The organism is Vibrio aestuarianus, from assembly GCF_012395185.1.
Taxonomy (GTDB): domain Bacteria; phylum Pseudomonadota; class Gammaproteobacteria; order Enterobacterales; family Vibrionaceae; genus Vibrio; species Vibrio aestuarianus.
Map to the genome: position 1 here is coordinate 50,638 of NZ_JAAZTU010000004.1, position 18,618 is coordinate 69,255.

General features: G+C 44.7%; 14 protein-coding genes and 1 pseudogene. 6 read left to right on the plus strand and 9 right to left on the minus strand.

From position 1 onward, the window contains the following. Positions 1 to 83: 83 nt before the first annotated feature. From HGG78_RS02615 to ebgR, 3 genes are all read right to left on the minus strand, one after another. On the minus strand, positions 84 to 536 hold the full coding sequence (locus tag HGG78_RS02615) for a beta-galactosidase subunit beta (RefSeq protein ID WP_168521189.1): 453 nt from the start codon (positions 534 to 536) through the stop codon (positions 84 to 86). Positions 537 to 539: 3 nt separating this feature from the next. After that, positions 540 to 3,641, minus strand: a complete 3,102-nt coding sequence (gene ebgA, locus HGG78_RS02620) for a beta-galactosidase subunit alpha (protein ID WP_172532001.1) — start codon at positions 3,639 to 3,641, stop codon at positions 540 to 542. A 325-nt stretch (positions 3,642 to 3,966) separates the two neighbouring features. Further along, positions 3,967 to 4,950 carry a transcriptional regulator EbgR gene (gene ebgR, locus HGG78_RS02625; protein WP_171979487.1) on the minus strand — a complete coding sequence of 328 codons (984 nt, stop codon included), beginning with the start codon at positions 4,948 to 4,950 and terminating at the stop codon, positions 3,967 to 3,969. Between the two features lie 393 nt (positions 4,951 to 5,343). Between ebgR and galE the strand changes: the two genes are divergently transcribed. From galE to galM, 4 genes and pseudogenes are all read left to right on the plus strand, one after another. Continuing rightward, positions 5,344 to 6,363, plus strand: a complete 1,020-nt coding sequence (gene galE, locus HGG78_RS02630) for a UDP-glucose 4-epimerase GalE (RefSeq protein WP_172532045.1) — start codon at positions 5,344 to 5,346, stop codon at positions 6,361 to 6,363. 294 nt (positions 6,364 to 6,657) lie between these two features. Further along, positions 6,658 to 7,710 carry a UDP-glucose--hexose-1-phosphate uridylyltransferase gene (locus tag HGG78_RS02635; protein ID WP_172532002.1) on the plus strand — a complete coding sequence of 351 codons (1,053 nt, stop codon included), beginning with the start codon at positions 6,658 to 6,660 and terminating at the stop codon, positions 7,708 to 7,710. A 78-nt stretch (positions 7,711 to 7,788) separates the two neighbouring features. Further along, complete coding sequence (gene galK, locus HGG78_RS02640; RefSeq protein ID WP_172532003.1) at positions 7,789 to 8,949, plus strand: galactokinase; 1,161 nt, start codon at positions 7,789 to 7,791, stop codon at positions 8,947 to 8,949. A 3-nt stretch (positions 8,950 to 8,952) separates the two neighbouring features. Further along, a pseudogene (gene galM, locus HGG78_RS02645) lies at positions 8,953 to 10,017 on the plus strand (galactose-1-epimerase). 183 nt (positions 10,018 to 10,200) lie between these two features. Here the strand turns inward: galM and HGG78_RS02650 are convergent. The 4 genes from HGG78_RS02650 to HGG78_RS02665 all read right to left on the minus strand — a co-directional run bounded on the left by HGG78_RS02650 (position 10,201) and on the right by HGG78_RS02665 (position 14,435). Continuing rightward, the gene (locus tag HGG78_RS02650; RefSeq protein WP_172532004.1) at positions 10,201 to 11,211 is read right to left on the minus strand and encodes a substrate-binding domain-containing protein; all 1,011 of its coding nucleotides are present in this window, start codon (positions 11,209 to 11,211) and stop codon (positions 10,201 to 10,203) included. A 197-nt stretch (positions 11,212 to 11,408) separates the two neighbouring features. Further along, entirely contained in the window at positions 11,409 to 11,960 is a 552-nt protein-coding gene (locus tag HGG78_RS02655; protein WP_168521205.1) for a gamma-glutamylcyclotransferase family protein, read from the minus strand. 18 nt (positions 11,961 to 11,978) lie between these two features. Further along, on the minus strand, positions 11,979 to 12,917 hold the full coding sequence (locus tag HGG78_RS02660) for a zinc transporter ZntB (protein WP_053310863.1): 939 nt from the start codon (positions 12,915 to 12,917) through the stop codon (positions 11,979 to 11,981). Between the two features lie 66 nt (positions 12,918 to 12,983). Then, positions 12,984 to 14,435 carry a RimK family protein gene (locus HGG78_RS02665; protein ID WP_172532005.1) on the minus strand — a complete coding sequence of 484 codons (1,452 nt, stop codon included), beginning with the start codon at positions 14,433 to 14,435 and terminating at the stop codon, positions 12,984 to 12,986. Between the two features lie 70 nt (positions 14,436 to 14,505). On the opposite strand from HGG78_RS02665, the gene HGG78_RS02670 reads away from it, so the two are divergent. After that, the gene (locus tag HGG78_RS02670; protein WP_053310865.1) at positions 14,506 to 15,600 is read left to right on the plus strand and encodes a GNAT family N-acetyltransferase/peptidase C39 family protein; all 1,095 of its coding nucleotides are present in this window, start codon (positions 14,506 to 14,508) and stop codon (positions 15,598 to 15,600) included. A 170-nt stretch (positions 15,601 to 15,770) separates the two neighbouring features. Then, positions 15,771 to 16,955, plus strand: coding sequence for an NnrS family protein (locus tag HGG78_RS02675; RefSeq protein ID WP_172532006.1), 1,185 nt, complete (start codon positions 15,771 to 15,773; stop codon positions 16,953 to 16,955). Positions 16,956 to 17,044: 89 nt separating this feature from the next. Here HGG78_RS02675 and dapD read toward each other — a convergent pair whose 3' ends face one another. Beyond that, a complete protein-coding gene (dapD, locus tag HGG78_RS02680) occupies positions 17,045 to 18,076 on the minus strand; it encodes a 2,3,4,5-tetrahydropyridine-2,6-dicarboxylate N-succinyltransferase (protein ID WP_053310867.1) in 1,032 nt (343 codons plus the stop codon). A gap of 231 nt (positions 18,077 to 18,307) precedes the next feature. Beyond that, complete coding sequence (locus HGG78_RS02685; protein ID WP_168521212.1) at positions 18,308 to 18,607, minus strand: YebG family protein; 300 nt, start codon at positions 18,605 to 18,607, stop codon at positions 18,308 to 18,310. Positions 18,608 to 18,618 lie beyond the last annotated feature (11 nt).

The following is an 18,618-nucleotide window of genomic DNA, read 5'->3' on the forward strand; positions in this document are numbered from 1 at the left end:
TTGAACGGCAAGCCTCAGTCACACTGTGAATAGATCTTGTTGTTGCTACTTTCGGCTGTTTGGCTTCAGTAACTTAATGTCGGTTATTTATTGAGGAAGTAACCGTCTTCGATAGTCACTTTCAGTACCACTTTGCGAACTCGGTTATCACCGTGAAAGCGGTAAGCTTTGCTGTTATCAAAGATCGCCACTTGGCCTTCAACTAACTCACGAGTCTCGCCGTTACCCATTAGGTGTTCACGGTCAGTTTCATCGCTGTAAGCTTGGGTCTGTTCAAGTTGAGACTTATCTGCAAACTCAACTGTTTCACGACCTTCCAAGTAGTAGTGCACATCAAAGTAACGGCGGTTACCGGTGAAGTTTTCAGTGTTACGAGCGACACCGTCTTCAATCATGTAAGCCAGTGAGTCACCAATGGAATACATCACGCCATCTTTAATGTTGCCAATGTTTTCAATCGCTTCTATACAGCGTTGCCATTTACGACCGTCGCGGTAAACGACTTTAAATTGCTCTAGGTTGTCTAAAACGATCATCGCTTATGCCTCGTTTTGTTGTGGTTGAGTTTTTGGCGTATTCACCGTGAAGAACTCGTCACCAAAGTTGTGATTGATTAGGTGTTGCGCGCCGCAATCGCCTGCTTGGAATGGAATTAGCGTTAAGCCGTAACGGAACTCATCCATGTACACGCGGTAAGAATCCAACACTTCACTGCCCCAAGAGTTTGAACCTAAGCCCATCACTTGGTGGTCTAGATTTAGCGTGATGTAACCGCTCTTCTCTAGCTCAATCGTGTGTTGTGCTTGATGCAAGTTTTGGTTGGTGTAGAACCACGCGCTGAAGTTGATTTCTTGTTGTGGTTTCACCGCAATACCATTGCCAGCACGGCTTGAAAACGCAGCCCAACGAACGTGTTGGCGGTTGCCGTTGTTTTGTGGGAACGGGTAGTTCTCAAACATATCTGCAACCGTTGATTGGTATACATCAATCATGTTGGCTTGCTTGCTGTCTTGGTAGTTCTCTTCTGGGCCGCGGCCATAGTATTGAACTTGGTCGAAGTCGCCATTGATGCCCATATCGAAACCAATTACTGGAATCACGTGCGGGTACTCACCGTAGCGTTCGCCACTCAGTTCCACGTTCAGGTGGCCTTCAGTATTGATTTGGTAACGGTATTTACAACGCATACCGAAATCGAAGACTGGCGGAGCAATGATGCTTGTTGTGGTGATTTCAATCTTGCCGTTAACCTGTTCAACATCCAGTGTGCGGAAGTGCTCCTGCATGATCTGTAGGTGTGCAGGTTGCCAGTAACCATCGTGCTCTTGCTTGTGGTTATCGATCATTGGCTTGAAGAAGTTGATTCGTGGTTCAGACTTAATCATCTCTTCGCCATTGACTAACCATGACGTCAGCTTGCCGTTCACTTTCGAGAAGTTCAGCACAAAGTTGTGACCTTTGATTAAGTAAGCGAGACGAGACTCTTCAACATTCAGTACTGTTGCATTGTTATTGGTGAACGCTTCTAGTTGTGCTGTGTTCTCTTTCACTTGGAATTGGTAAACAGCGATGTCGTGGTTCGCTTTGCTGTATGAAGTCCGGGAATTCTTACGAACCGTAAAGTTCACAAACACTTCTCGCTCATCAAGCTCTGGCAAGTTTAAAGTCAGTTCGCGGCTAGAGTTTTCAGCGAGATCTTCAACCTTGATGTGTTGTACCGCAATGGTTTCACCCTCAGCACGGATCTCCGCTGTGATGGTGTAGTCATCGATGTTTGAGAACCAAAATTTGTTATCGACGGTGAAGGTGCCCGTTTGTGCATCAAAATCGCGAATCTTCACTGGGGCAATAACTTGCTTGTACTCTTTCAAGCCTGGGCTTGGAGTTTGGTCTGAGTAGATCAAACCATCCATACAGAAGTTGTAGTTGTTCGGGTAGTCACCGTAGTCCCCCCCATACTTGTAGAATTCAGTGCCCGCTTCATCACGCGCTAGAATTCCGTGGTCACACCATTCCCAAACATAGTGGCCTTGAATCGCATCATGCTTGTAGAACACGTTTTGGTATTCGGTTAGCCCGCCTGGGCCGTTACCCATTGCGTGTGCGTATTCACAGATGATGCGTGGTTTTTCGTGAGGGAATTCACCGAAGGCATTCATCAGTTGAGCACGTGAGTACATGGTTGAAATTATGTCGACTACTTCAGCATCACGGTCTTCTTCGTAGTGAACCAGACGCGTGTCATCAATTGCTTTTGCCGCATCGTACATAGCACGGATGTTGCAGCCGTAACCCGACTCGTTGCCCAGTGACCACATGATGATTGAAGGGTGGTTCTTTTGAGCGTGGATGTGACGTTCGATACGTTCGACAAACACCGCTTCCCATGCTGCATCGTTAGTGATGCGGCTTAGGTCGCCAACGTTAGCAAAGCCGTGTGTTTCGACATCGGTTTCGCCCATCACGAATAGGCCGTAGATGTCACACAGTTCGTAGAAGCGTGGGTCGTTCGGGTAGTGCGCAGTGCGTACTGAGTTGATGTTGTGCTGTTTCATCAATATCAAGTCTTTCTCTACGCGATCCATGCCGACAGCACGACCTTTTAAATGGTCGTTGTCGTGACGGTTCACGCCGTGCAGCATCACGTATTTGTTATTGATGTAGAACAGACCATCGCGAACTTTAATGTCACGGAAACCAACGCGTTGTGGAATCACTTCCAGCATCTTACCGTCAGCGTCTTTCAGCGTCAGTAGCAGCTGGTACAGGTAAGGGTTTTCAGCGTTCCATTGAACCGGGTTAACCACATCAATAGAGAATTGAGTATTCGCACTGCCGTCGACGGTGAGGTTATCTACTGAGCCTTGCGAGATAACTTGATTGCCATCAAGCAATGCGTACTCAAGGGTTGCGTTTGTCGCTGCGGCTAAGTTTTCTAGTTCCACTTTGCACGATAGGGTAGCGCTTTGGTAAGCATCGTCGAAGTCAGTGCGAACTGTAACGTCTTGAATGTGCAGTTGTTCTTTACCTACTAGGTACACGTCACGGAATATACCGCCCGTCCACCACATGTCTTGGTCTTCAATGTAGGTTGAATCGGCCCACTGCATTACACGAATAGAAAGTAGGTTGTTGCCTGCTTTTACGTGACTAGAGATATCGAACTCGGCGGTTAGGCGGCTGCCTTTGCTGAAACCTACGTACTCACCGTTTACGTAAACTTCGAAGTAAGTCTCAACGCCATCAAATTTGATGATGGTTTGCTTCTTGTCCCAGCTTTCGCCAAGGAAGAAAGAGCGTTGGTAAGCGCCTGTTGGGTTGTCTGATGGTACGAAAGGTACATCAATTGGGAATGGGAAACCTTCATCTGTGTATTGAAGATCGCCGTGGCCTTCCATTTGCCACATGTTTGGAACCGTAATGTGGCCCCAGTCTTTCATTTCTTGAGAGTAGAACTCTTCAGGAACCAATAGTGGATTGGTGAAATAGCTGAAATTCCATTGGCCACTCAATAGTTGGAAGTGGCTGCTAAGTTCACGCTGAAACGTTTTTGCATTCTTTTCTGATGCGTATGAGAAGAAGTATGCACGCGGTGCCATACGGTTCTCATGTAAGTTCAGGAAGTTTTCCCAGTTGTTCACGTTGCCTCTCTCTCGGCCTAGATGCAATTTGCTGACCGACGTTCTTATGCGTAATTGGGTCGTAGTGAATACGAGTATGTTGGACTGGGGTAATTATTAGTAAAAGTTTTACTAAATAAAATTGGTGAAAACGTTTTACTTTAACTCAATCACGTTTTTTATGGTTTTTTTGCGGTGCTGTGTGATCCACTTAAAAGAATGCTATTGGCTGTTTTATGAAGCAGGTTAAAGAGGGGGAGAGTGTGTACATTGATGTATGTGATGGGCACAAAAAAGGCCACCTTTAACAAAGGTAGCCTTGGTTTATCTATTTGATATATTTTAATTATTTTGTTGTGTCTCGCAGCTTGAGTTTGCTTGGTACATAGACGCGTAATGGGATGGTACGGCCGTCGCGCGCTTTCTCTATCAGAAGGTTAACACCTTGAATTCCCATCAGTTCAGAGTGGATACGAACTGTTGATAAAGATGGGAAGGTAAACTTAGCGGTTGGGATGTCGTTTACACTGATCAGCGCAATATCTTCAGGAATGTGCAATCCGTGTTCATGAATCGCTCGTAAAACGCCAATTGCGATGGAATCTGACGCAATAAACATGGCTTTCGGGTAGTCGCCCGTCGCGAGCATCTGTTTTGCAAGCTTGTAACCTGAAGAGCTAGAGAAGTCACCACGATAGATATCTTGTTCACTGACAACGTTCTTGAGGCTGCCATATTCAGCAAAGGCGACTTCACGAATGTCAGGGGTGTTGACGTCGTCTTGTCCACCAATAAAGCCGATGCGCTCATAGCCTTGGTTGATAAAGAAGTTGGTGATCTCTTTGCTGATCAAAGCCAAGTCGATATCGACAGAGTCATAAGGTTCTGAATGATCAGTAAAATCGACATAACAGATATTATCGCTCAGCTTTTTGGCTTGCTCGAGAACCTCTGGTGTCATTCTGCCTACCAGAAGTACACCGGTGATAGGACTTGAGTTGATGTGTAGTTTACTTTCATAACAGTTGGTTAGCTTAACTTCCATTTTTTCACACTGAGTTTCAATCCCGTGGCGAATCGATAGGTAATAAGGGTCGTTAACCTCAGCTTCTTGTTTGTAGTTATATAAGGCAAGGAAGTGGTGATTTTGTTTTTTATTGCTAACTGCTTTTCGTGAGCTGCTGGTTTTGTATTCCAACTTCTCTGCAATTTCAAAGATACGCCTTTTAGTCTCTTCCTTGACGTTTAATGTAGGATCTTCATTGAGAACCCTTGAAACTGTAGCCAATGATACATTCGCTTCAGTCGCGATATCTTTTAATGTTGCCATATTCACTTCCTGTTATTGGAACATTGCGTTGCTTTGAAATTGGTATTTAGTAAAAAAGCAATGCACCTCTTTATTCTGCAGACCTATTGTAATCAAACTGAAAGTCATTGCATTAACTTTTAGTAAAATAAATGCTTAACTCCTCTATGATGTCCAAAATCTAACCATCTATAATTATCTTATTAAAATTCAATAGATTAGCTTTAATTGAACCCGAGTTATCTCTATGCCATGTTCAATTACAATGATGAAAGTTAGTGTAAACGTTTACACTTCGTGGTTTTGATCACAGAATTATAGTCAAAATGGCTGCTACTATTTCTGACATACGGTGCTACTGAGCTGAATATTAGTTCGAGTTAGCCGACGAATGACGACAAAGAGAGGTTGATGGTGAAAGTACTGGTTACAGGCGGCATGGGTTACATCGGAAGTCATACATGCATTCAAATGATACAGGCAGGTATGGAGCCAATCATTGTTGATAACCTTTGCAATAGCAAAGAGCTAGTGCTGGAACGAATTGAATCCTTAACTGGCAAGCGCCCAATTTTTTATCTTGGCGACATTCGTGACCAATCTTTTCTAGATAGCGTGTTCTCAGAAAACGACATCCAATCTGTTATTCATTTTGCGGGCCTGAAAGCGGTTGGGGAGTCGGTGGCTAAGCCTTTGGAATACTATGATAATAACGTCAATGGTTCACTGGTGCTGGCTCGAAGCATGAAGAAAGCGGGTGTGAAAAGCATCGTATTTAGCTCTTCTGCTACCGTTTACGGTGACCCTGAAGTCGTACCAATTACTGAAACTTCACCAACTGGCGCAACAACCAACCCTTATGGGCGTAGTAAGTACATGGTCGAAGAATGTTTGAGCGATTTGTTCAATGCTGAAAACGATTGGAGTATTACACTACTGCGTTATTTCAACCCAGTTGGAGCACACCCATCAGGCACAATGGGTGAAGATCCTCAAGGTATCCCCAATAACCTGATGCCGTTTATTGCTCAGGTTGCAGTTGGCCGCAGAGAGAAGCTTTCTATATTTGGAAACGATTACCCAACGATTGATGGTACTGGTGTTCGTGACTATATCCACGTGATGGATTTAGCCGATGGTCACATTGCAGCACTAAAAGCGGTTGGTGAGAAAGCGGGGTTGCATATTTACAACCTAGGTACAGGTAAGGGGTCGAGTGTGCTTGAGATGGTTGACGCCTTCGCACAAGCATCAGGTAAGCCCGTACCTTATGAACTTTGCCCACGCCGCGCTGGTGACATTGCAGAATGTTGGGCAAGCACAGAAAAAGCAGAGCGTGAGTTAGGTTGGAAAGCGACTCGCAGCGTGATGGAGATGACGGCGGATACGTGGAATTGGCAGTCGAATAACCCGAACGGCTATTCCCCTTCGTAATTGAAGCCGCAGCGTTGTTAGCTGCGCTTACCAATTCCAATCACATAGAAGATTTATGCTCATGGATATTGGAAATCTTGCTGCCTGGCTGCAACTACAATTTCTTTGGGGAATACAGATGAAGAGAGATTCCAGATATCTCGAACCTCGATTCTGGAATGACGAATTTTAAAACTACGATTTCTGAACATCATTCCCTACAGCGAGGAACGAGCGTGATAGGGAATCTCCTTGTAGAAGAATTATTCATCTTGGTGAATTGACCAAGACACAAAATTTGAGAGCAATCTAAACATGTCAAAAGTTGAATTTAACCCAGTAGACCATCCGCACCGTCGTTATAATCCATTAACGGGTCAGTGGATCTTAGTATCGCCGCACCGTGCGAAACGTCCGTGGAGTGGCCAAGATGAAAAGCCATCGACCGCGCAGCTTCCTGTATACGAGAAAGAGTGTTTCTTGTGCCCAACCAATACGCGTATCTCGGGTGATGAAAACCCAGATTACGACGGTACTTATGTATTCAATAATGATTTCGCGGCGCTGATGCCTGATTCACCTGACGCTCCAGAGTCTGATAACCCTCTATTCAATACTCAAGGTGTACGTGGGTTGAGCCGCGTGATCTGTTTCTCTCCGGACCACAGCAAAACGCTGCCAGAGTTACCAGTAAACAAGATTCGCGGTGTGATTGATACGTGGAATGAACAGATTGAAGAGCTGGGTAAGGATTATCTGTGGGTTCAAGCTTTTGAAAACAAAGGCGAGACAATGGGCTGCTCTCAGCCACATCCACATGGTCAAATCTGGGCAAATAGCTTTTTACCCAATGAAATTGAACGCAAAGAAAAATTGCTAAAAGAGTACTTTGAACAACAAGGTTCTAATCTATTAGTGGATTACGTTGCAGCTGAAATGAAAGACGGCTCTCGTACGGTGGTTGAAACTGAACATTGGATTGCTGTGGTTCCTTACTGGGCTGCGTGGCCATTTGAAACCATGTTGCTACCAAAAACACATATTCGCCGTATGAGTGAACTCACCGATGAGCAGCGTGATGATTTAGCGGTTGCGATTAAGAAGCTAACCAGCCGTTACGACAACTTGTTTCAATGTTCATTCCCATATTCCATGGGCTGGCACTATGCGCCATTTTTCGAAGAAGGCACTGATATCGATCACTGGCAACTGCATGCGTTGTTCTACCCGCCATTGCTGCGCAGTGCTTCGGTTCGTAAGTTCATGGTCGGTTATGAAATGCTAGCAGAAAGTCAACGTGATCTTACCGCGGAACAAGCGGCGCAGCGTCTGCGTGAACTGAGTGATATTCACTATAAAGAACAATAAGTAACAATATTTAGAGTCACTTCAATAAGGCTCAATGAAGTGGCTCGCCATAATTAAGTACGAAGAGAGAGCACTACTATGTCTGACCTAATCCAAAACGTGAAAGCATCTTTTGAGCAAGTCCTTGGTTACCAAGCGACCCATATTATCCAAGCTCCAGGTCGTGTGAACCTGATCGGTGAGCACACTGACTACAACGATGGTTTTGTTCTACCGTGTGCCATTAACTACCAAACGGTAGTCGCAGCGGCTAAACGTGACGACAACATTGTACGTGTAGTATCGGTGGACTACGGTAATGCAGTCGATGAGTTCGACCTAACTCAAGAGATCACCTTCCAACAAGACAAGATGTGGGCTAATTACATTCGTGGTGTGGTGAAGTGCTTAAAAGGTCGCGGCTTCGAATTTGCAGGTGCAGACATCTCTGTAACAGGCAACGTTCCTCAAGGTGCGGGTTTAAGTTCTTCAGCGGCACTGGAAGTGGTTATTGGTCAGACATTCAAGGTGCTTTATAACCTAGAGATCAGCCAAGCCGAAGTGGCGCTTAATGGTCAGCAAGCCGAAAACGAATTCGTCGGCTGTAACTGCGGGATCATGGACCAAATGATCTCTGCAGAAGGGCGCGCAAACCACGCGATGCTTTTGGATTGTCGTAGCCTAGAAACAACGGCAGTCTCTATGCCCGAAGATATGGCGGTGGTTATCATAAACTCAAACAAAAAACGCGGCTTAGTCGACAGCGAATACAATACGCGTCGTGAGCAGTGTGAAGAGGCCGCGCGCATTTTTGGTGTTCCAGCACTTCGTGATGTGACTATTGAACAGTTTAAAGCGAAAGAGTCTGAGTTAGATGAAATGGTCGCGAAACGCGCTCGTCACGTGATTAGTGAAAATGACCGTACGGTTGAAGCGGCTCAAGCTCTGCGCACTCATGACATGAAACGGATGGGCGAGTTGATGGCTGAATCGCATGCTTCAATGCGTGATGATTTTGAAATCACAGTTAAAGAGATTGATACGCTGGTTGATATGGTCAAAGACGTGATCGGCGAGCAAGGTGGTGTGCGTATGACTGGTGGCGGTTTTGGTGGTTGTATTGTCGCCTTGGTGCCACCAGCCTTGGTTGATGAAATCAAAACAACCGTTGAGCAGAAATATCAAGCAGCGACTGGCTTAAAAGAATCGATTTATGTCTGCCAAGCAAAAGAAGGTGCAGGCTTGGTTGAGGTTTTATAAGTGATGTCTGACTATTTTTTACAGCTAGAAGAAGCGATGGCGGGTGCGCCATCGTTTGATGATATGCCAGCTCGCTTGGTTCATTTGACCAATGCTAATGGTATGAGTGTTTCATTGATGGATATTGGCGCGACTTGACTTAGCTGTGTGTTGCCTGTGAAAGGTAAACCGCGTGAGGTACTGCTGCGTTCACCGGATATGCGCGAACACATGAAGCAGGGCGCGTATTTTGGTTCTATTGTCGGTCGCTATGCTAACCGTATCGCAAAAGGGCAGTTCACCATCGGCGATCATACCTATCAAGTGGGGGTCAATAACGGCTCTAACTCACTGCATGGTGGGCTGATTGGTTTTGATAAGCGCCGTTGGGTTATTGAGTATCAACAACACAATAGAGCGATTTTTGTATTGCATTCCGCTGATGGTGACCAAGGCTACCCGGGGAATCTAGATATTAAAGTGTGTTATACGCTTACTGACGATAATGCACTCCATATTGATTATTACGCAGAAGCTGATCAAATCACTCCTGTGAATCTAACAAACCACGCTTATTTTAATTTGGCTGGGGAAAACTCGGATGCGAAGAGTATCGATCATTGTTTGCATATGGATGCTGATCGCTATTTGCCAACCAGTGACGATTTAATACCAACCGGTGAGTTACGTGCTGTTGCTGGTACGAGTTTTGATTTCACCCAGAGTAAAGTTATTGGTCGTGATTTTTTATCGGATGATGATCAGAACATGGCCGGAGGCTATGACCATGCTTTTATTTTTGCTGACGGTAAAAATGACGGCAAAGAAACCGTGGTGACTCTGATCTCTCCGAGTAAAGACGTGGTAATGAAAGTTAAAACCACCAAGCCTGCGATACAGTTTTATTCGGGTAACTTTCTTGCAGAGACGCCAGGGGCATCTAAGTTATACCAACGTTATGACGGCTTAGCGTTAGAGACCCAATATTTCCCTGATGGGCCGAATCACCCTGAGTGGGGAAAAAGTAACGGGCTACTCAATTGTGGGGAGCACTATCAACATCAAACGACTTATCTGTTTGAGTTTTAATGAAGTTAAGAGGCAATGATTGTACTGAGAGGGAGCGCAATCATTGCTCAAATGGTGTTGATGGCCTATTTGGCGAGCTAAATTAGCTCGCCTTTTTTGTTGAAGAGTGGCGAATAATAAGTTCGCCCTCGACTGCTGTTGATAGGTAAAGGTAACGCTCTATTTGCTATAGATTGCTGTCTCTTATTTATCTTGATCACATTTCTCTACAGAGTTACGTCTGACTAGAGTAGGGGAAAAGATCATCGGCTCTTTTTCTATCACATCGCCACGAGCTAAATGTAATGCCAATTTGGCAGCTTTTTCTGCCATCATCTCAATTGGGTAACGAATGGTGGTTAGTCTTGGGCGTACATAGCGCGCAATTAAAGCATCATCAAAGCCGATCACTGAAATCTCTTCAGGGCTTTTGACTCCATTTTCTTCTAGGATATTTAATGCACCAGCAGCCATATTGTCGTTGTAGGCAACGATGGCGGTGATATCGAGTGATTTGATCAGTAAGTTGGTCATCGCTTGTTCACCGCCTTCACTATTTGGGTCTGACGACTCGATATAACTCGCGGTCAGCTCAATAGCGTGATCTTTCAATGCTGCTTTGTAGCCTGCGCAGCGGTCAGTCGCATCTTCAATGTTATGTGAAGATCCTATGTAGGCGATCTTGCGGTGTCCGTGGCGTATCAGATATTCGGTTGCCAAGTAAGCACCTTTGGCATTATCAAGTGAGATACAGCGCTCTGCTAATTCAGGGATATATCGATTGATCAGCACCATTGATTTCACTTCCGTTGCATAAGCAACCAATTCTTGATCGGATAAGCCTTTGGAATGAATAACGAACGCATCACAGCGGCTGTTGATTAATAGTTCAATAGCTTGGCGTTCTTCTTCTGCGCGGTGGTAGCCGTTACCAATCAGCAGATGTTTGCCATTATCGTGAGCTACGTTATCGACCGCTTTGACTAAAGTGCCAAAAAATGGGTCTGAAACATCACTGACCAATACGCCGATGGTATCAGTACTTTGACTTACCAAAGCTCGAGCGGCTGCATTAGGGCGATAACCTAATTTACTCATTGCCGCCGTCACTGAATCAATCGATGTTTGACTCGCTTTTGGAGATTTATTGATCACACGTGAAACTGTTGCCACCGAAACGCCTGCTTCACGAGCCACATCTTTAATCGTCGCCATGTTATGCCTCTTTTATTTTATGTAGGCATTTAACAATGGCTGTGAAAATAACGCAAATGAACAATGCACTCATATTGATATTTGCGATCTCAAACACTGATGGAATCTGGCTTAGTTGTAGTGTAAACGTTTCTAAAAATGCCGTTATCTTTTAGTGGGAAGCGTGTTTTAGTCCTCGTGTGTAGGTTGGTGCACTGTTAACGAACTTTGGCAATTAAATCATCGATAATAGAGTGGTGACTAGGTTGTACACCTGCAAGGTTGCCGTATTTAGGATCATGACGGTCATTCTCTAAAGGATGTTGCCAACCAAGGGTATGCTCGACAAAGTGATGGGCAAATGATTCTGAGAACTCTAAGCATCCGGCTAAAACCGTATCGACATAAGTTTGTACTATCGGGCTGTGTACACATGGTGGTTGTGGCGAATCTTTGACATAAACCCAAATCGGAAGTTGTGGATTAAATGCATGCTCGGTCTCTATTTGATTGGCAGAAATGGATATTCGCTCGTAACCACGCTCACGGTGATCAAATTCTGCTAAGGCGAATTCATCTATTTCTAGTAGCACCCCATTTACTTTTCCTTGGCCTATATTGACCACTAGCGGTGATAATACATAGCTGTCATCAATTTTCCCCCAGCAACGCACGAGACCATGAGCAACGACTGGAATCGCTTGCCCAGTTTGCCCTGTTAGTTGGCGAGAAGCGGAATTGATTAAACTACCGTAGCCAAAAATATACATACCGACCCTCGAAAGTGGTTAATCTTTATTAAAAAAACGCAAACGGTGAAGAATCCAAAACTCCACCGCAAATATGCCCACTAACGCTGCACAAAACAGACCAAAGGCAACGGGGGATTCAGTTCCAGGAATACCACCTACATTGACTCCGAGTAAGCCAGTTAAGAAACTAGTGGGTAGGAAAATAGCCGCAATAACCGAGAACAAATAGGTATTTTGGTTCATCTTTTCGGCGTGATATTGGCGCAATTCACCTTTGATGATTTCCAGTTCACCAAGAAAGAAGTCGAGTGTTTCATTGATACGAGTAATGGTGTTAACGCTGTGCCGCAGGCGCAAATTTTTGCTATTGGCTAGCGCAACGTCTGAGTTACAGTAGTCATCAATTGCGTACAGCTGCGGCTTAATAAAGCGTTTAATTTTGAGCAGCGCTTTATGGGTTTGCATTAGATCTTCGCTCAACTCGATTTCGGTATCGTATTGAGTGATTTTTTCTTCAATGCTGCTTAAGTAGTGATCAATATTTTTATTCAGGCCATCGATCACTTGTACAATAACCTCTGATAAGGTTTGAGGTCCTTGCCCTGCCAGTAGAGCTTCTCGAATAGCATTGATGGCTTTGGATGGAATTTTACGTGTGGAAAAGAGCGCACCATTGAAATAAAGAATCCGCACACTGAGCATGTCTTCAGGGTTTGCGTTGTCGTTCATGTTGACACCACGCAAGATCAACAAAAAATTGTCATCCTCATATTGCTCGAACAACGGCCGCGTATCTTCAGCTAATAAGCTATCGACTATCGTGCTGGGAATTTGATACTCCAATAGCCACTCACGTAGCCCTTGTTTATCTCGTTGACAGTGATACCAGTTATTCGGTTCTATAGTTGAAGCGTTATTTGTGTGTTGTATTGGCGGAGAAGAAGAAAAGCGCCAATGATCAATCAAGAATTCCATATTTATCCTTAATTAATGCTCCTCAAAACTTGCTGTGTTGAGGAGCATTTCCGTTATGTTTGATGGTTAGAAGCCACGCATTTGAATGCGGCGTAAGAACTCCGTCATCACTCGGTCATAAAGTAGATCACCTAAGAATGCATCTTCAACTTGGTGGTCAATACTTGGGTTGTCGTTGACTTCAATCACATATACTTGGCCATCAATTTCTTTTAAGTCAACGCCGTATAACCCTCCACCAATAAGGTTAGCCGCTTTCACTGCTACATCGACCACATTTTTAGGTACTTGTTTGAGATCCAAAGTTTCAAAGCCGCCAGATGAAACTCGACCACTGTTATGGTGTTGGTAGATCTGCCAGTGACCACGGCTCATCATATATTTACAAGCGTAGATCGCTTGGCGGTTCATGACTCCGATACGCCAGTCAAAATCGGTTGGCATAAACGCTTGCGCGAGAATCAAGGCACTTTTTTCAAACAATACGCCAGCTTCGCGTTCAAGCTCTTCTTGGTTGCGCACTTTTACGACACCGCGAGAAAATGCACCATCAGGAATTTTTAACACCATTGGAAAACTCAGTTCTTCCATAACGTGCGTTTTCCAGTTCTCATCAAAGCTTTGTAATATTACGCCTTTTGGTGCAGGCACATTATTGCGTTGCAAAAGCTCGGTTAAGAAAACCTTGTTGGTGCATTTCATTATCGATTCAGAATCATCCATCACCACTAGGCCCATTTTTTCTGCGGTTTTAGCAAAGCGATAGGTGTAGTTACTGATGTTGGTCGTGGCGCGAATAAATAAACCATCAAACTCGCCTAAACGGGAAAGATCATCCGGTGAAATCGTTTCAAGGTTGACGCCTAATCGGTTCGCCGCACGGCGAAAACGCTTCAGTGCCGATGCATCGGATGGCGGCATTTTCTCTTCTTCATCCACTAGCATGGCAATGTCGTAGCGATATTTCTTTTCTTGTTTAGGTTTGCGCCATACTTTGGTGGAAAACAGCTCAAGTGACTCAACAAAGAAGTCTTGTTCGTGGTCGTTCAGATCTTGGAATGGGAATGGTCCAATTTTACTGATTTGCCACTGACCTTGGTGCTTATTCATCTCAAGCTCAATCACCGGCACCATAAACTGCTCGAACAGATGCCGTGCCAGTTTATCTAACCCTTTTTCTTCGGTACGGCCAAAATAAATTTTGCATTGAATATGGTCAGTTTCGGTACACAGCTTATTGAGTTTTAATAAGCCCGATGACAACAAAAATGGTTGGTTAATATCATTGATAGCCATGACCCGTGGGATCACGCGGTGACCACGAGCTTCTGCCATCAACGAGCAGTAATAGCCACTGCTCATGTAGCTATAATCGCGACATAGGTTCACCACTTGTAAACTGCGGTGAGTCTGTTTCCAATCGGTGTTGAGGTATTGATCGACACTCACCACTTGCTCCGAAGGGAAATATTGTTGCCAGTCACTTGACTGGTCAGTCACGATCAAAAGATTTGCCATTGCTATTCTTTTCCTTAATCAATAGGAATAATATTGAGCTGCAATCTTGCCAACCACTTAGGGACGTCGTATGGACTTTCGTCTTGCGAAAAGTGCTGATCTCACTGCTCTTAATGCGCTAGAACAACAGCTGTTTGAGGGAGATAAAATTTCTCCGCGCCAAATGAAGCGTTTTTTACATTCCAACCAAGCTGTGTTCTTTGTGGCTGATGCCGGAACAGAACTGGCAGGTTATGCATTGCTACTATTTCATCAAGGTACACAGCTATCAAGGTTGTATTCGATTGCCGTAAAACCTGATTTCAGAGGCCGAAGGATTGCTCAAAATTTAGTTGAGCAATGCGAGCGTGCTGCTCTTGATCAAGGTGCGACTACATTACGATTAGAAGTGCGTGAAGACAATACGGCAGCGATAAATTTATATGAAAAAATGGGCTATAAAACCCTTAAATTATTAATCCATTATTACGATGACCTATGTAATGGGAGGCGGATGCAAAAACGTCTTTCACCGCAAGGGCCTAAAGTGCAATTGCCGATGCCACTTTACGTGCAAACCACCCCGTTTACTTGCGGTGCCGCTTGTTTATTGATGAGCTTTTCCTGCTTATCGACATCGTTTGAACCAAGCCGCACCGAAGAGCTACAACTGTGGCGCGAAGCAACCACCATATTTATGGCTGCGGGACACGGAGGATGCAGTGGTCATGGGCTGGCACTGGCCGCGACAAGGCGTGGTTACCATGTTGAGTTATGGAGTCAGTCGAAGAGCACACCATTTATTGATAGCGTGCGTGACCTAAATAAAAAGCAAGTGATTGAATTGGTTCATCAAGATTTTTGTGAACAACTGACTCATGAGGATGTGACGATGATTGATGCGCCACCCACTCAAGAGCAGCTTGAGCAATGGGTCAATCAAGGTGCATGTGTTTTACTCTTGATTAGTACTTATCGATTTGACGGTAAAAAAGAGCCACATTGGATTGTGCTCAGTGGTATGAGTGAAAAGTTCTTCTTCATTCACGATCCACATGCTGAAACAGAAGCTGACGCTATGGCTTCTGCATTCATTCCTGTGGGTAAAAAAGCATTGTCGCAAATTATCGGGTTTGGCAAGCAAAAACAGACTGCTTGTGTGGTGATTAGTAAGAGTAAGTCATGAAAACCTAAAGGAGTCTTTATGACTTCATTTGGTTGTGTCGCTTTAACTCTTTTAGTTGGTGGTTTTTTGTTATCTCATTGTTTTTAATGAATTATTAATATTGGCGTGATTCATGCTTTCTAAGAGTGAATAAGCCGCACTCTATTTAATTAGAACAATGAGGATTCATCGTGCTCAATATCACTGATAAAAAAGTCGAAGAACGTATTCCTGCATGGTTACGTCTTGGTTTTCGACCTTTCTTTTTACTGGGCAGTCTCTATGCCATTATTGCTATTTCATTATGGGTGTGGATGTTTCAAACAGGCCAGCCGTCAATGCTGCAAGTTCCTGCGTTGTGGTGGCATGTGCATGAAATGCTGTTCGGTTTTGCTATGGCGATTGTGGTCGGTTTTTTACTTACCGCGGTGCAAAATTGGACGGGTATAAACGGCACTAAACATTACCGTTTGTTGCTGCTAGTAGCGTTATGGTTAGCACCTAGAGTGCTACTGTGGACACCAGTACCATTGTGGTTAACTTCATCTATCGAAGCGTTATTTTTAGCGTTGGCCGCGTATGAAATTGGGAGCCGAGTCGTCAAAGAAAAAGGGTGGAAGAATCTCTTTTTTGTTCCGCTATTTGTGCTAGCCATTGCCGCGAATTTTGCCAGTTACGCTACCATTAAAGGCATGCCACCGTTTAGCTCCGCAGCGGTCTGGCAAGCCATGCTGTGGTGGTTCACGTTGTTATTGTCAGTAATGGGCGCGCGCGTGATTCCTTTTTTCACCGCTAGACGTTTTAATTTTGAAAAAGCACAGCCTTTGCAGTGGCTTGATTGGTTAGCGAATGCACCCATAGCAGCACTATTCATTTTGAGCTTTTTCCCAATGACGATGGAGCAACTGGGTCAACCTTTAATGATTGTGGCTGGTGTCGCTCAATTAGCTCGCTTTATTCGTTGGAAACCGTGGTTAACATTAAGTGAACCGTTAGTTTGGTCTTTGCATGCCGCTTATGTTTGTTTGCCGTTGAGCTTGTTACTTCGTGGTTTGATGGATAATACTTATGTCGCACACAACTTAATTCATCTATTTGCGATTGGTGCTTTGGCGGGGGTTATTTTAGCGATGATCACGCGCGTTACTATGGGCCATACTGGACGCGCTATATATCAAGGACCAAATATGAGTGTGGCATTTTTTGCTTTAGTCATTGCTGCTTTTATTCGCAGTTTTGGTGTGGCATTTTTTCCAGCTCAACTGTTTATGATGGTTAACATTAGCGGCGCATTATGGGTATTGGCTTTCAGCCTGTTTGTTTGGAAATTCGGCTCGATGTTAATTACCCCAAGAGTAGACGGGCACCCTGGTTAGGCATTTTTAGAGGCAGTGCAAATAAAGCGCGCAGAAAAAAGGCTTGGTGATGTGCCAAGCCTTTTTCATTATTTGTTATGGGGAATTGATCAGTTATTGCTGTGTAGCATGCTGTTGAGTTCAACGGCAGATTTATTCGCAAGACACTCAATTTGACCCGTAATCGAGTTACGGCGGAACAGCAAATCAGACACACCAGCAAGGTCACGTGCTTTAATGATTTCTACTTCGTTCCCTTGGTTATCGAGCATGCGTACTTTCGTTCCTGCCGTCACGTATAGGCCTGATTCAACAGTACAACGATCACCTAGCGGGAAGCCCAAACCTGCATTTGCGCCAAGCAGAGAGTTTTCACCGATAGAGACCACTACTTTACCGCCACCAGAAAGCGTTCCCATAATCGATGCGCCGCCGCCGATGTCAGAGCCGTTACCAACTACTACGCCAGCAGAGATACGACCTTCAACCATGCTCACTCCAGTGGTACCTGCGTTGAAGTTAATGAAACCTTCGTGCATCACGGTCGTGCCTTCACCCACGTGTGCGCCAAGGCGAACGCGTGATGTATCAGCAATACGAATGCCAGTTGGAACCACGTAGTCCACCATTTTAGGGAACTTGTCTACGCAATCTACGGTTAATGCACGACCTGCAAGGCGAGCTTCGATTTGACGATCTGCTAGCTCTGGTAGGTCGATAGGGCCTTCATTAGTCCATGCGATGTTGTGCAGTAGACCGAAGATGCCGTCCAGTACTGTGCCGTGTGGCTGAACTAAACGGTGAGAGATAAGTTGCAGTTTCAAGAAGCCTTCAGCAACCGATTGAGGTTGAGCATCAGCGGCTAAAATCACAAGTACCAATGGTTGTTCTGAGTTTGCTGCTTTATCGGCAAACGCCGCATTTTGGCTATCGCCGTTGTCGGCAAAAGCAGTTGCGAGTTGTGCGCTTTGTGTCGCTGAAATTTCAATGGCTTGGTTGCCTTCGCTGTAACCAGCGATTTGCGCAAGTGCGCTAACGAACTCATCACTTGGGTTTAGAACTGGGGCTGGGAAAAATGCTTCAATGATTTTTCCATCACGGTTTTTCGTTGCTGTACCAAAGGCAAGTGCAAAGTAAGCCATCTTGTATCTCCATGTTGCAATTATAGGAGCGCAGTATGTTGATGAGTTGAGCATCATCACTACGCTGTCAATTCACTTGTCAAACATCATAAAGAGTGGGGAAGAGGGTGGAAAGGGCAAAAGGGGAGAAAGTCCGTAAAACGATACGTTTTGTCTTTTTACCGATATATTTCTTTAGATGGAAATAAAAAACCGCTGGTCGTCCAGCGGTTTGAGCAAAGATAAAGAGAGTTAAGCTGCGTCTTCTTCAGGCGTTTCGTTTTTCGCTGCCTTCACCGCTTTTGGTTTTGCTGGTGCAGGTTTACGTTTTGCACCCAATGCATAAAGCACTTCTTCTTTGTTGTGTGCTAGGAACATGGCAAGTTCTTCTTGCTTCGCTTCATCTTCTAGCAGTTCACTTTTACCCAGCAGTTCGAAAAGCTCATCTGCCATATCGAGCATTTTGTCATAAGCGTCAGCGTCTGCTTTAGAGGTAAAAGTCATCTTTTCTTCTCCGTTGCGTTCCACCACGTACTTGACGATTACAGCCATGGTTAATCCTC